This is a genomic window from Streptomyces sp. NPDC000941, from assembly GCF_053599555.1.
Genome location: NZ_JBSFMM010000267.1, coordinates 1 through 13,766, shown reverse-complemented (window position 1 = coordinate 13,766; position 13,766 = coordinate 1). Strand labels below are relative to the sequence as shown.

Genomic DNA, 13,766 nt, shown 5'->3' with positions numbered 1-13,766 from the left:
GCTGGGGGGGTTTGGGTGCCCGTTCCTTTTTTTGTGGTGAGTATGGGACAGCGACACGCCGTGGTGTCGGCGTGTCGCTGTCCCATACTCACCGCAAATCAGGCATCTGCCATTTATGTGGTCGTGCGCCGCGCGTACACCTCGATCTCGATCTTCATACGAGGGTCGGCCAGCCCGCACATGAGCATCGTGGCGGCCGGCCGGACCTCGCCGAAGCGGCCGCGCAGAACCGGCCAGCAGGGCTCGAAGTCGGCCCGGTCGGGCAGCAGATAGCGCACCCGCACCACATCGGCGAAGGTGCACCCGGCTTCGGTCAGCGCCGCCTCGATATTGCGCAGACACTGCTCGGCCTGGAGCACCACATCGTCGGAGATGGTCATCGTGGTGTAGTCGAATCCGGTCGTCCCGGACACATGCACCCAGTCGCCGTCGACCACGGCGCGGGCATAGCCGATCTGCTCCTCGAAGGTCGATCCGCTGAGGATCGCGCGTCGCTCCGTCATGCCCCGCACGCTAGGTGACCAGCGCCGATACGTCTAATACGACCATGGGTATGAGCTGATATCCCTCAATACGGAGCGCCCCGAAATCGGTGTCTGGGTGGGGACGTGGCTACCAGGGGTGTGGTGGACGCCTGCGGCCGTCAGCTGGTGCCTCACGGCGTGGCCGCGTGCGCGTGTCTGCGCCTGTGCGGCGGCTCAACTGGCTGCCTCCCAACCCCGTTCGGAGTACATCCGGCTCTTGGCGATGTACTCAAGGGCTTCGGCTGCGTACGGGATCATGTCGGCGGAGTCGGTCCGGTCGCTGGGCGGGGCATCGGTGTCGAACCATCGCCAGCCGGCGCACTTGTCCGGCTCCTGGTTGGTGATCTCGCCCTCCCACTCGGTGGCCTCGAAGAACAGGGCCAAGCGAGGTTCGTTGGTGTAGTGATGCATGACGTGCACCAGCTTCAGGTGCTCGGGGGCGATGGCGATGCCGCCTTCCTCAAGGCCCTCGCGGGCGGCACCGAGGGTGGCGGGTTCGTCCTCGCAATGCCCGGCCATCAGGTGCCAGGCGCCGTCCATGTATCCGGTGTTCTTGCGTCGGCCGAGCAGGATGCGGCCCCGCTGGTCGCGGAGGACGAGGTGAAGGTCGATGCAGAACTTCATGCGCGTACCGGCCATCAGTGGTGTTCCTTCCGGGCGAATGAGGTGTTGGTGCCAGGTGTAACGAGCTGACACGCGCCGGTGGCACTGACGGCAGTCAACTCTGCTTCTACATCAGGTCAGTTGGCCGACGCGCAGTCCTTCCCTTGGACAGCAGCCCCCGCCCCGTCTCTAGGGCAGTAGCGACCTCATCGCCTGCCACCGCCCGACGACCACTTGTTCAGCTTGCGCAAGGCCGCTTCCAGCTCTTTGCGCTTCGCGTCCGGGTCTTTCCTGTCCTGGCCACCGCTCTGCTGCGCTTCCTGCGCATCGGCCATCAGAACCGGCTCCAAGGACTGTTCGGATCTTTCCGCCTTCGTGGCCCCAGGCAGGCCCTCTCGTCCAAGAGCCGTGTGAGCTGAGCGTTCAGCACCGAGGCGTCATCAACGGTCAACGCCGCAAGGTCCGTCGATTCGTAGACGCCGTTCCGGAAGACCTGAACCGGGATGACGAACTGGTCGTCAAGCAACCGCACGTCACCGGACAGCTTGAAGCTGCGCGGCACACCCACGGGCCGGTGGCCACTCACTTGATCACCGCCAAGTCATGGTGCGCGCACACCAGCAACGCGCGACGGTAGCCTTGACGCCGCAGCTCTACCCGCCGCTCATGCGCCGCAACGTACGGCCGGACAAGCCCGACGTCCTCACCGTTCAACGGTGCCCGCACGGAGACTCGCGGCCCACGGGGGAGACTCCGCGTCGGTGTGTCCTGGCTGGGCATCGCAGCGTCCGCATGGGGCGCGCGGTGTCGGCCCGGGGCGGGGAATAACAGCCGAAGCAGCCATTCGAAGGTTCTGGCGATACAGTCCCGCATGTCGACCTGCTTCCTCAGGTTGGCCACGCCCCGGGGCGCAATGCCCGCGTCGCCGGGGTCTTGTGGCGGGTGAAAACCGGCTGAGTATTCATGCTGGTGACATGCGAAGCCCCCAACTTTCACACCTGAGTGAAAGCCGGGGGCAACTGCGGTGAAAGGGCTAGAGGCCCACCCAGGCAGCCAGATGATCGAGGGTGTCCGGGGTACGCCGGGACAGGTGGATCAGGCTCCTAATGGTCTCGCGTGCGCCTGAGTGATAGCGCGTCTGCTGCGGAGCCAGCTTGCGCGCGATGACGATGGACTTCAAGGCCGCCTCGGTGCGCCCCGCCTCCATCTGTGCTCGTGCTCGATCCACATAGAAGTGAGCGGCGCGGGATGCAGGCCAGCCCTTCGGTATCCGTACCTTCGCCGCCGCTTGGAGGGCTTCGCCGTAGTGACGCATCTCGACATGAGCGGACACCGCGTGCAGCCTTACGTTTGTGGGACCGAAAGACAGCCAATGCACCTCCGTGGCCTCACCCACCCGATCCGCCAAGGACTTGGCCTCTGCGAGGTGGGCCGTCACCGCGTCTGCATCCTCAGCACGGGCAGCGATGACGCTTGCCCCGAGATGAAGTTGCCCGGCAACGGCCTGCCTCTCCCGCGTCTCAGGGGATTGATCCAGCAGCCCATGCCCGGAAGCGACCAACCTCTGTCCGATGGTGTACTCGCCCTCCCGGAAGTAGACAAGAGCCCGCATGTACTGACGCACCGCCGACAGCAGCGGATCGGAAGCCCGGGACGCAGCCCAGTCCATACGATCCAGAGCCACCGTCGACAAGTCGTAGTAGCCCAGCTTCACGGCCAGGTCATGCGCCGTACGGTAGGTACTTGACAGTGCGGCCCACAACACCGACGACGGAGACCGATACGCGGCTGTGGTGATCTCCGCGATCGTGTCGGGAAGATCGACAGCAGCATCATGGAGCTTCGTAGCCCGGACCAGCTGACACAGCGCCTCAGCAGCAGCGACGAGTTGTGGGGTGGGCCGAGGGGTGACCGCAGGATCGGCCCCCAGGTCGTAGAGGTCGAGGGCTTCACGGATCGGCCGGACCAGCGCGGCCAACCGGTCTTGCTGGAGCTCGGTCACATAGGGCTGACCAGTCAGCGCCGTGACGTCGATGCTCAGAGCCTTTGCCAGGTCAGGGCTGGCTGGCTTGTGCCCGGACTCAACCTGGGTGAGCAGGCTGTAGGAATAGGGAACCCTCTGAGCCAGCCCGCGCTGAGTCAGCCCAGCCCGTTTCCGATGATGCGCAATCCGAGTGCCCGTGTGTTCGTCGCCGGGGAGCGGCATGCATGCCTCCCTTTCGTGACTCACTCAACGGAAACGCTACCCGCCCGGCCACGGCGGGCAACGGTGAACGGCGATCTCAGCCCCGATCGAGCAGGGTTTGCGGGTGAGGGGTGCGACGCGGTGAACTGCCGCCATGACAGCGAACCCCGTCTTGTACCTGTTGGGCAGCGCCGCCCCGCCCGTGCTGAACATCGCTGGCGTCATCGAGCAAGCACAGGCCGCCGACTGGGATGTCTGCCTCGGGTTGACCCCCACGGCCGCACGCTGGCTTGACGACGAACTGCCCACGTTGGAGGAACTGACCGGATACCCGGTACGCAGCCAGTACAAGCTCCCCCGACAGCCGGACGTCTGGCCCCCCGCAGACGTCGCCGTCGTGGCACCAGCCACCTTCAACACGATCAACCAATGGGCACTGGGGATCACCGACAAGTTCATCGTCGGCTTCGTGGCCGAGGCCATCGGCAAAGGCATCCCCACCGTGACCATGCCGTGCGTCAACGCCGCCTACGTACAGCACACACAGTTCGACACCAGCATTGCCACGCTGCGCGCCATGGGCGTACGCGTGCTTTATGGCGAGGGCGGATTCGTACCCAACGAGCCCGGCAAAGGCCGACCGGAAGGTTACCCGTGGCATCTGGCGCTGAACGCGGCAGCGGCAGCCCTCAGCGGGTGTGCCTGACTGCTCTGACCAGGCATGCAAGGACTGTTGGACCACTGACTTCACACGGTCCCTCGCGTGGGTGTGAGGGGTGATCGTCAACGCCTCCGGCCGCATGGCGGGCCGGGGGTGTTGTTGCCCTGACGAGCCAGGGATAGCCACGCGAAGCCTCAAGGTTCCGGGTGAACTCCCAGGTCACAGCAGGACAAAGAAACTGCATTCGTCAGGGTATTGCTTGATGCAGAGCAAGCACTTTTTTGAGAGAGGGGTGAGAGGGAGGCCCCAAACCGGACCGGCGTCTACCGCTTCGGGGCGACCATCCACCATCCCACCGCCCGCCAGCCGGTGATGGCCCCCTGAGCAGGATGGCGACGATACCTCCGGCGTCCCTCCCCCTTCCCGCTGACGGCCGCTTTGCGTCAAAGGCGCGAGACGATACCTGCCCTCGGCAACCGAACCATGCCGTCCAGTGCGTTGACCCGTTCGTAGCGCTCCCAGGCCCCGGCTCAGCGCACCGCTTGGACCGACCGGCTCGCCACCGCGCGGCAGCAGTCGCGGCGGAGCGCAGCGGAGCCCGTCTTGACCTCAATCACCCACCGGGTCAAGGAACCGGGACAACGGACCAGCCACCCCATCTCCCTTCGTCATCGTCATGCCGTCTCACCGTGGTCAGGGGGTGGTGCCCCGGACCGCGCCTACGAGGGAATGAGGTACGGCCGGGGTCGTACGACCACCTACTGAAGTTCAACTCGTGATGTCGGTCGACTGTCCGTGATCGGGTCGGTATGGGCGAGGCAGCCGTCAACCGCTGGCCCTGCACCCCCACATGGAAATCCGGTGCCGCTGACAAGCGAGCCTTCACTACTGTTCGGCCTCATGGACGACACCACCTCCCCGCCGCGGCTGACCCGGCTCACGTTCCACAGCCCTCTCTCCGAGGACCGGGCCGCCAGGATGATCCGCCGGCTGTCCGCTCAAGCCACCCCGACTGTGCCGATGTCCGTGCTGGACATCGGCTGTGGCTGGGGAGAGTTCATGCTCCGCCTCCTTGAAGTGACGCCCGCCGCGACCGGCGTCGGTATCGACCTCAATGAGGACGACCTTGCCCGCGGGCGGGCCAATGCCGAGGCCCGCGGGTTGGCCGAGCGCGTTCGCTTCGTCCAGGAGTCCGCCGTCGACACCGCGCAAGGCCCCGCCGACCTCGTTCTCTGCTTGGGTGCCAGCCATGCCATCAGTGATGCCCGGCCACCCGAGCACACCGCAGCCGCCCTGAACGCCCTCCGCCGCCTGGTCACCCCGGGCGGCCGGGTCGTTCTCGGCGAGGGATTCTGGCAACGCCCGCCCACATCGAGGGAGTTGTCGGACATGTGGCCGGACGCCTCCCCCTCTGAGTACCACGACCTCGCCGGCCTCGTCGATCTCGCCATCGCCGCGGGCTTTCGGCCCGCGTGGATCGAGACCGCGAGCAACGACGAATGGGAAGACTTCGAGTCCGCTTACCAGTCCGACGTTGAGGAATGGCTCGCCGCACACCCCGATCACCCTTTGGCGAAGGAGACCCTTGACCGTGTCGATCGTCACCGCAACATGTGGCTGCGGGGCTATCGCGGTGTCATGGGCCAGGCCTACCTGACCCTCGTTCCCGTGAGCTGAGGGATGAGAAGCCCAGCTCCCGGCATGGTGGTCGGCCGTCCGTAATCAGGCCGGTGCCGACCAGATCGGGCCGTCGGCATTCCAGACACCAGCGCCCCCCCCTGCGCGGGGGCGGAGTGCGGTGGCGGTCAGTCGCGGGCGCGGGCGTCGCGGAGGTGGCCGGCCGCGGCCTGTTCCAGGTGGGCCAGGTCGCTGCTGACCGTGGCGAAGGTGAAGCCCTGGGCGAGCCGCTTGGCGGCCGTGACGCCGTTCGGGCAGTGGATCCCGGCCGCGATGCCCGCCGACTTCGCGGCCTCGGCCACCTTCGCGAGCGCCGCCTCGAACTTCTCACTGACCGAGGTGTCGGTGGAGGTGCGCCCGCCGAGGGCGATGGTCAGATCGGAGGGGCCGATGTAGACGCCGTCGAGCCCCTTGGTCGCGCAGATCTCCTCGGTGTTGCCGAGCGCCTGGGCGGTCTCGATCATCACGATGCAGGCGACCTGCTCGTTCGCCTCGGCCGGGGTCGGGCCCACCCGCAGCCCCGAGCGCATCGGGCCGTAGCTCCGGACGCCGTGCGGCGGATAGCGGCAGGCGCTGACGGCGGCGGCCGCCTCCTCGGCAGTGTTGACCAGGGGGACGATCACGCCGCGTGCACCGGCGTCGAGGGCCTGGCCGATCCAGAAGCCGTCGTTGGCCGGGACCCGGACCATACCGGCACTGATGCCGCGCGCGTCGATGGCGGTCATCGCGCCGAGGGTGCCCTTGTAGTCGAGGAGGCCGTGCTGGGCGTCCACGCAGACGTAGTCGTAGCCGAGCCCGGCCAGGCGTTCGGTGCCGACCGGGTTGTCGAGGACGACCCAGTAGCCGAGGATCCGCCGACGGGCGCGCAGCCGGGCCGCGAAGTCGGCGGGGGAATCGGCGGGGGAATTCGTCATGCTCTCAGCTTCTCTCATCAGCTCCCCACCTCATGCATGTTGTGAGCGAAACGCTCGCATGACTGCACGCAACACGCAAGACTCCGGATATTCGCGCAGGAGAAATGGCGCGTAACGCGCAGACTGCTAAGGTAACCCGCCAATCGCGGCCAGTCGCGGCGGCCAATCTCGGCGGCCAGTACCGCGGAGAGGATGAGACGCATGAGTCCGGCAAGTTCGCGCACATCACGCACGACGGCCGCGCCGGCCGGGGCGGAGGATCCCAGAAGGCTGCGGGCCCCGGATCGCCGTGCGCTGATCGCCCGCATGATCCAGACCGACGGGACCGTCGTCGTCGAGGAACTGGCCCGGTCCCTGGAGGTCACCCCCTCCACCATCCGCCGGGACCTCGCCCTGCTCACCGAGCAGGGCACGATCGCCCGCACCTACGGCGGCGCGATGAGCGCGGGCCGTACGGCCGAGCCGACGCTCGGCCAGCGCAGCGGCCTGGCCGTGGCCGAGAAGGACCGCATCGGGCGCTGGGCGGCCGCCCGGATCGCCCGGGGCGACACCGTCATCCTGGACGCCGGCACCACCACCGGACGGCTCGCCCACCATCTGCGCGGCCGGACCGAACTCACCGTCATCACCAGCGGACTGACCGCCCTGCGGGAGCTGGCCGAGGCCGACGGCATCGAGCTGATCACGCTCGCCGGGACGCTGCGCCACGTCAGCCAGGGCTTCGTCGGCCCGCTCGCCGAGCTGACCCTGGCCCGGCTCACCGCGGACAAGGTGTTCCTGGGCGCGGACGGCCTCGACGCGAAGCTCGGCATCTGCGAGGCCAGCCTTCAGCAGACCGCGCTCAAGGAGCTGATGGCCCGGCGCGGCGGACAGCTGTACATACTGGCCGACAGCAGCAAACTCGGTCAGTCGCCCTTCACCGCCTGGGCCCCGCTGACCGGGCCCTGGACGCTGGTCACCGACGGCGGCGCCACCGATGACCAGCTCGCGACCTTCCGGGCGCTGCCCGAGGTGGACGTGGTCACCGTCTGAAGGTGTGCCGCCCCGAGCCCACCTCGAACGGTTCTGCGTCGCCCGGCAGCTGGACCTCGGCCCGGGTGTTCGGCGGCACCAGCACCTCGACGACCAGCCGGTCTCCCTCATACCTCCAGCCCGCCTCGGCCCGCCCGTACGGGGTCAGCTGGGCGGCCTTGGCGTGGTCGAGCCCGCCGCCGGGGACGGGCGCGATGCGCAGCCGCCGCCAGCCGGGGGCGGCCGGGGCAAGACCGGCGACCGTACGGTGCAGCCAGTCGGCGACGGCGCCGAGCGCGTAGTGGTTGAAGGAGGTCATCTCGCCGGGGTTGATGGTGCCGTCCGGGAGCATGGAGTCCCAGCGCTCCCAGATGGTGGTCGCGCCCATGGTGACCGGGTACAGCCAGGACGGGCAGCCCCGCTCGAGCAGCATCCGGTAGGCGAGCTCCGGCTCACCGGCCGCGCACAGCGCGTCGCAGATCAGCGGGGTTCCCGCGAACCCCGTGGCGATCCGGAAGTCCGCGTCCCGCACGATCGCGGCCAGCCGCGCCCCGGCCCCCGCCCGCTGGCGCCCGGTCGGCAGCAGCGCGAAGCAGAGCGCCAGCGCGTACGCGGTCTGGGCGTCGGAGGACAGCCGTCCGGCCGGGGTCACGAACTCCTCCTGGAAGGCCGACCGCGCCTCCTTCGCCAGCTCGTCGTAGCGGACCGCGTCGTCCGCCTCGCCCAGCAGCCGGGCGGTTTCGGCCAGCACCTCGGCCGAGCGCACCAGATAGGCACCCGCCACCAGATCGCCGTCCGTACGGGCGGCTTCCGGGCGGTCCGGCGGGGCCGTCGGGTCGAGCCAGTCGCCCAGGTGGTGGTGGTCGCGCCACAGCCCGCCGCCCTCGCGCGCGTACCGGGCGGCGGTCTCCACCCAGGCGCGCATGCTGGGGTACTGGTCGCGCAGCAGCCCCAGGTCGCCGAAGCGCTGGTGGAGCACCCACGGCAGCAGCACCGCGACATCCGCCCAGACGGCCTGCGCCCGGGGGAAGGGCTCGAACTCCGGCGGTATGACGTCGGGCACCACCAGCGGCGGCACCTGCTCGGGGTGGGCCAGCTGCTCGGCCGACAGGTCGCGCAGCCAGCCGGCGAGCATGCCGGAGCAGTCGTAGAGGAAGGCGGCGGTCGGCGCGAACACCTGGATGTCGCCGGTCCAGCCCAGGCGTTCGTCGCGCTGCGGGCAGTCGGTGGGGATGTCCAGGAAGTTGCCGCGCATGCTCCATACGACGTTCTCGTGCAGCCGCTCCACCAGCGGCTCGGAGCAGGAGAACCAGCCGGTGCGCTCCATATCGGTGTGCAGCACGACGGCCCGTACGTCCGCCGGGTCCAGCGCCCCCGGCCAGCCGGTGATCTCGGCGTAGCGGAAGCCGTGGAAGGTGAATCGCGGCTCGTAGGTCTCGGTGCCCTCGCCGCGCAGGGTGTAGACGTCGGTGGCCTCGGCCTCGCGCAGCGGCCGCACCCCCAGTTCGCCGCCTTCCAGCACCTCGGCGTGGCGCAGGGTGACGGTGTGCCCGGCCGGGCCGCTGACCGTGATGCGCAGCCGCCCCACCAGGTTCTGACCGAAGTCCAGGACGGTACGGCCCGAGGGGGTGGTGATCACCTCGGTCGGCGCCAGGGTCTGGACGCGCCGGACCGGCGGACCGGTCGGCGCCACCAGTTCCCCGGCCGGCGGGTCGGCCCGCTCGACCGGGCTCCAGCCGGTGGTGTCATGGCCGGGGCGGGACCAGCCGTCGCGCTCCAGGCGGGCGTCGTACACCTCGCCGTCGTAGATCTCCGAGCGCAGCAGGGGGCCGGTGGCGGCCCGCCAGCCGGAGTCGGTGGCCACGGTCTCGCGCGTTCCGTCGGCGTACAGGATCTCCAGCTGGGCCAGCAGCGCGGTCTGTTCGCCCCCGATCGCGCGCCGCCCGCCGTGGAAGCCGATGCGGCCCGCGTACCAGCCCTCCCCCATCAGCGCGCCGACGGCGTTCGCGCCCTCGCGCAGCATGTCGGTCACGTCGAAGGTCTGGTAGCGCAACCGGTGGGCGTACGAGGTCCAGCCCGGCGCCAGTACGTGGTCGCCGACCCGTACGCCGTTCAGCTCGGCCTCGTACACACCGCAGGCGGTGATGTACAGCCGCGCGGCCGTCACCGGGCCGCGGACGGTGAACTCGCGGCGCAGCAGGTCGGCCGGGTGCGGGCCGTCCGCCTGGGGCCGGCCGGACGTGATGGGGCGGGCCGTCCAGTCCTCTGGCCGCAGCAGCCCCGTCTCGGCGTGGGCGGGTTCGGACCAGGCGGAGGGCTCGTCGCTGCCGGTGCCCCAGACCCGGACCCGTACGGCCACCCGCTGCCGGGAGCGCAGCGCCGGTCCTGGCCAGGGAACGAGCACGGACTCCGCGGACTCCACCCGCCCGGACGCGGCGAGTTCGGTGCCGTCCTCGGCGCACACCCGCACCTCGTACGCGGTCTGCTGCCAGTCCTCGGCGTCGGTGGCGGTGCGCCAGCTCAGCCGGGGTTCGGGCTCGCCGATGCCGAGCGGTTCCCGATGGTGTTCGAAGACCGGTGTGGTGACCTGCAACGCTGGTTCCTTTCCCTGTTCTCTACGAGTCGGACTGGACGAGTCGGACCGGGCCGAACAGGCCCGTGCGTATCTGGCCCGCCGCGACCGCGCGGGTCGGCGAGGCGTCGTCGAGATATCCGGCAAGCGTGCCGCTCACGACGATCTCGATGTCGTTGTCGCCCGCCCTCAGGGCGTCGGTGACCTCGACCGCCCACGGCCCCCACACCCGGCGGCCGACCGGGGCGCCGTTGACGCGGATCTCGGCGGTGCCGCGGACCTCCCCGAGGTCGAGGACGGTGCGCCCGGCCGGTGCGGCGGGCAGCCGGGCGGTGGTGCGGTAGCGGACCCGCCCGCCCAGGGCGCGCAGGCCGAGCTCTTCCCAGGCCGCGAGAGGCACCTCGGCCTCGGCGACCTCGGCCTCGATCGCCGCGTCGAGCAGCGCGCCGCCCCGGCGGCCGTCCACCGCGACCACCTTGAGCAGCACCGGGGTGGCGGCGGCCAGCGGGGCGGGCAGCCGTACCCATCCGTCGCCGTCCGTCGCGTACTCCCGGCCCTCGACCAGGACCGTGACGCTCAGCGGGGTGGGCACCCGCAGCGCCGTCGTACCGAGCGGGGCCGGGAAGCGCAGCCACTCCACGCGCTCGGGCCCGGGCGCCAGGTCCGGTACGAGCGGCAGGGCCACGCCGCCGGGGGCGGCGGCCGGCTCCAGCCAGTGGGCGCCGGGCAGCGGGTGGGGGCGGGCCCAGGAACAGATCCACCGCGGATCGCGGCCACCGCCGGCGATCCGCAGCCGCAGCGGCACGGGCGCGCCGTCGTGGCTCGCCTGCCAGCCCCCGCTGTCACTACCACTGCCGCTGATCCAGCCGAGGCCGCCACGCGCCGCCGGGGCCGAGTCGAGGGCCGCCCCGGTCGGGGTGGTGCCCGCGTCGGTGACCCGCAGCGTGAGGGTGTTCTCGCCGATGCGCAGCAACTCGCCGAGGTCGTATGCGTGGACGCGGATGTCGCGGTGGCCCGGATACGGGGCGAAGTCGCCCTGGCGGCCCACCTCGACGCCGTTGACCAGCACGGCGCACGCGCCGTCGGCGGCCACCTGGACCACCGGGTCGTCCGGGATCCGGTCCAGCCGGGACCCCAGCGTCAGCTCGTGGGTGCGGCCGGGGACCGAGCCGTCCCCGGCCTCCATCCACTCGGGGCGGCGGTACGCGTCCGGGTCGCCGACCACCGCGAACGACGCACGCACCGGCCCGTCCTCGACGGCCGTCAGCTCGATCTCCAGGGGGACGGTACGGCCGCGGGCGGACGGCGGCAGCGGGCTGAGGGTGCGGTACCCCTCCCCCTCCACGGGCAGCTCCGCCCCGTCGAGCAGCACCCGGCGGACCGCGCCCGCGCCCACCGCGAGCCACAGCCCGTCGAGACCGGCGTGCCCGTCGTGCCCGTCGCGGTCGTCGTGGTCGGGGATCGTCAGATGCGTACGGACCGCGACACGGCCGCCCGCCGGGACGGTCCGCCAGTCCAGGAACTCCTCGGGGACATATCCCTTGGGTCCCAGCCGCTCATCGTGCAGCGGGTCGTCCTGGATGCCGCGCGACAGCGACCACACCGCGGGCCGCCACGCCTCCGAGTCCGGGCCCCTGACCAGGGCGAACGGACCGAAGCCGACGGTAACCGGCGACCAGCCCCGCTCGGCCCCGGGCTCCAGGTGTTCCAGCCGCCACACCTCGATGGGCAGCACCCCCGTGCGGTCCGCGGCCGCCAGGTCCCCGTCGCTGTTGTCCAGGGTGGAGGTGGCGAGCCCGCGCCAGGGTCCTGGCAGCGGGACGGTCCCGGTGGCCGGGCCGAGGGGGGCGCGGGTCGGGGCGGGCAGTTCCTCGGCGAGCACCACCAGCGCCACCGCCCCGTCCTCGAACGGCACCTCTAGGAGCCAGGCCCCGTCCGGCGCCCGGGTCACGGCCAGTTCCGTACGGTCGCCGGTGCCCGGGTCCCAGCGCTGGGCGCGCGGCCGGTCCTGGCCCTCCAGCCGCACCCGGGCCGTACGGCCGTCGGCGGGCACGAAGTCGTAGCCCTCGGTGCGCAGCTGCTCCCAGTACCGCTCCCAGGAGAAGCCGTCCGTGGGCCAGTCGCCCATGGGGAAGGCGACGATCGGCGCCTTGGTGCCGCTGCGGTCGTCGTGTGCGACCAGGGCGAGGACCAGGGCGTCGCCGTGGCGGCGGAGCAGATACGGCGCGTCGGCGCTGACCCGTACCGGGCCCCGGGCCACCGCGGCGGGCACCTGCTCGGCGCTCTCGACGACCGTGACCAGACCCCGTGCGACGGCGTCGGCGAACAGCCGCCCGGCCTCAGCACCGTCGTCATCCGGGCCGCCGGGGAACAGTTCGGGCGCCCGTTCCACGCACACCACCCGGCCACCCGCCGCCGCGAAGCGGACGAGCGTACGGGCCGCTGCTGCGTGCAGGGCCGACGGCCCGGGCAGCACCACGGTGCGGTACCGCTCCTGGCCGATGACCAGGGCGGGGCCCGCCTCGTCGGCGGTCACCTCGCCTCCGGCGAGCGTGTTCTCGTCGAAGGTGTCGTGGTCGAGACCCGCGCGCTCCAGCACCCCGCGGCGCTCGGCGAACCAGCAGTTGACGCCGTTCAGCTCGTGATAGAGCCGCCCCGCCTCGGTCGCCGGGGCCAGCGGACCGTCCAGGGTGAGATACGCCTGGGCGGTCGTGGTCGGCGAGAGCAGGACCGTGTCGCACACATGGGTGCCCTCGGTCAGCACGGAGCACAGCCGCGCCACCGCGGTGGCGAACACGTGGTACGAGGACCAGTACGGCTGCCGCCAGCAGGTGGACGGCGGCGCCCACTCCCACCAGCCGCCGACGGTGCTGTAGTAGACGGCGTGCGGGTCGTACAGGGTCGCGCCGCGGCGCAGGAAGGGCGCGAGCCAGTCGTACGTCTCCTCCAGCGTGCCGCCCCAGCCGGAGGAGTGGAACGCCTCGATCCAGGTGCGCCGATGACCGAACGCGTGCGCCATCGAGCTGTGTGCCTTGGCGTCGCCCCAGTGGTCGCTGCCCGGCGCCCCGTATCCGGCGTGGGTGCCCTGGTAGTCGCCGTACACCCGGACACCGCCCACCGGGTCCCCCTCGCGGGCCGGTGAGGGCTGGTCGAAGCCGCAGATCAGGCCGTGCCGCGCGAAGAACGCCTCCTGCGGGTCGAAGAAGGCCCGGCGGCCCAGCCGGGCGCGGTGTTCCTGGTAGTCGCGGCGCACCCGCGCGGCGTGCGGGTCCCCGGCGGCATGCGGGTCCTCGCCCGCCCACAGCGCCCACAGCTCGGGCACCAGGTCGTAGCCGTACACCTCGGCGAAGCTCGCGGCGAAGTCGCGGCCCCAGGTGGGCATGGCGGGCAGCTCGTCCTGGAAGAAGCCGCCGATGGCGCGGCCGAACCACTTTCCGACGTGTCGCTCCAGGGTGCCGTGCACCCGGTCGAGCAGCGCCGCGCAGGCGGCCTCGCCGAAGTAGTCGAAGCCGCTGACCCCGCTGTGCACCAGGGTGATCTCGGCGGGGCCGCCGCTCCAGCGGGCCGCGCCGCCGCGCAGCGGCACCGCGCGACCCCGGCGGGCAAGCAGGACGCGATC

Annotated in this window: 11 protein-coding genes; 3 read left to right on the top strand and 8 right to left on the bottom strand. The window is 70.9% G+C overall.

What is annotated here, in order from left to right; all coding sequences use genetic code 11:
- Positions 1-113: 113 nt before the first annotated feature.
- The 5 genes from ACWDSL_RS46660 to ACWDSL_RS46640 form a co-directional block, all read right to left on the bottom strand.
- On the bottom strand, positions 114-503 hold the full coding sequence (locus ACWDSL_RS46660) for a RidA family protein (protein WP_450494974.1): 390 nt from the start codon (positions 501-503) through the stop codon (positions 114-116).
- Positions 504-698: 195 nt separating this feature from the next.
- Entirely contained in the window at positions 699-1,163 is a 465-nt protein-coding gene (locus ACWDSL_RS46655) for an NUDIX hydrolase (RefSeq protein WP_450494972.1), read from the bottom strand.
- A 170-nt stretch (positions 1,164-1,333) separates the two neighbouring features.
- On the bottom strand, positions 1,334-1,462 hold the full coding sequence (locus ACWDSL_RS46650) for a hypothetical protein (RefSeq protein ID WP_450494970.1): 129 nt from the start codon (positions 1,460-1,462) through the stop codon (positions 1,334-1,336).
- Positions 1,462-1,695, bottom strand: a complete 234-nt coding sequence (locus tag ACWDSL_RS46645) for a hypothetical protein (RefSeq protein WP_450494969.1) — start codon at positions 1,693-1,695, stop codon at positions 1,462-1,464. The genes ACWDSL_RS46650 and ACWDSL_RS46645 overlap by 1 nt, the downstream gene beginning before the upstream one ends.
- A gap of 465 nt (positions 1,696-2,160) precedes the next feature.
- The gene (locus tag ACWDSL_RS46640) at positions 2,161-3,333 is read right to left on the bottom strand and encodes a helix-turn-helix domain-containing protein (protein WP_450494967.1); all 1,173 of its coding nucleotides are present in this window, start codon (positions 3,331-3,333) and stop codon (positions 2,161-2,163) included.
- Positions 3,334-3,466: 133 nt separating this feature from the next.
- On the opposite strand from ACWDSL_RS46640, the gene ACWDSL_RS46635 reads away from it, so the two are divergent.
- Together ACWDSL_RS46635 and ACWDSL_RS46630 are read left to right on the top strand one after the other, a co-directional pair.
- Complete coding sequence (locus ACWDSL_RS46635) at positions 3,467-4,018, top strand: flavoprotein (RefSeq protein WP_450494965.1); 552 nt, start codon at positions 3,467-3,469, stop codon at positions 4,016-4,018.
- Positions 4,019-4,873: 855 nt separating this feature from the next.
- Positions 4,874-5,650: an SAM-dependent methyltransferase gene (locus ACWDSL_RS46630; protein ID WP_450494964.1), complete on the top strand. Its 777-nt coding sequence runs from the start codon at positions 4,874-4,876 to the stop codon at positions 5,648-5,650.
- Positions 5,651-5,778: 128 nt separating this feature from the next.
- Here the strand turns inward: ACWDSL_RS46630 and ACWDSL_RS46625 are convergent, their stop codons facing one another.
- Positions 5,779-6,564: an HpcH/HpaI aldolase family protein gene (locus ACWDSL_RS46625; RefSeq protein ID WP_450494962.1), complete on the bottom strand. Its 786-nt coding sequence runs from the start codon at positions 6,562-6,564 to the stop codon at positions 5,779-5,781.
- 192 nt (positions 6,565-6,756) lie between these two features.
- On the opposite strand from ACWDSL_RS46625, the gene ACWDSL_RS46620 reads away from it, so the two are divergent.
- Positions 6,757-7,596, top strand: a complete 840-nt coding sequence (locus ACWDSL_RS46620; protein ID WP_450494960.1) for a DeoR/GlpR family DNA-binding transcription regulator — start codon at positions 6,757-6,759, stop codon at positions 7,594-7,596.
- Here the strand turns inward: ACWDSL_RS46620 and ACWDSL_RS46615 are convergent.
- The gene (locus ACWDSL_RS46615; RefSeq protein WP_450494959.1) at positions 7,586-10,168 is read right to left on the bottom strand and encodes a family 78 glycoside hydrolase catalytic domain; all 2,583 of its coding nucleotides are present in this window, start codon (positions 10,166-10,168) and stop codon (positions 7,586-7,588) included. The two genes, ACWDSL_RS46620 and ACWDSL_RS46615, sit on opposite strands and share 11 nt — an antisense overlap.
- A gap of 22 nt (positions 10,169-10,190) precedes the next feature.
- Positions 10,191-13,766, bottom strand: a 3,576-nt coding sequence (locus ACWDSL_RS46610; RefSeq protein ID WP_450494957.1) for a hypothetical protein, incomplete at its 5' end; no start/stop codon positions are given.

Excerpts from the sequence above, each read along its gene's own strand:
- ACWDSL_RS46660 (WP_450494974.1), bottom strand. The coding sequence starts at position 503 with ATGACGGAGCGACGCGCGATCCTCAGCGGATCGACCTTCGAGGAGCAG.
- ACWDSL_RS46655 (WP_450494972.1), bottom strand. The coding sequence starts at position 1,163 with ATGGCCGGTACGCGCATGAAGTTCTGCATCGACCTTCACCTCGTCCTC.
- ACWDSL_RS46650 (WP_450494970.1), bottom strand. The coding sequence starts at position 1,462 with ATGGCCGATGCGCAGGAAGCGCAGCAGAGCGGTGGCCAGGACAGGAAA.
- ACWDSL_RS46640 (WP_450494967.1), bottom strand. The coding sequence starts at position 3,333 with ATGCCGCTCCCCGGCGACGAACACACGGGCACTCGGATTGCGCATCAT.
- ACWDSL_RS46635 (WP_450494965.1), top strand. The coding sequence starts at position 3,467 with ATGACAGCGAACCCCGTCTTGTACCTGTTGGGCAGCGCCGCCCCGCCC.
- ACWDSL_RS46630 (WP_450494964.1), top strand. The coding sequence starts at position 4,874 with ATGGACGACACCACCTCCCCGCCGCGGCTGACCCGGCTCACGTTCCAC.
- ACWDSL_RS46625 (WP_450494962.1), bottom strand. The coding sequence starts at position 6,564 with ATGACGAATTCCCCCGCCGATTCCCCCGCCGACTTCGCGGCCCGGCTG.
- ACWDSL_RS46620 (WP_450494960.1), top strand. The coding sequence starts at position 6,757 with ATGAGACGCATGAGTCCGGCAAGTTCGCGCACATCACGCACGACGGCC.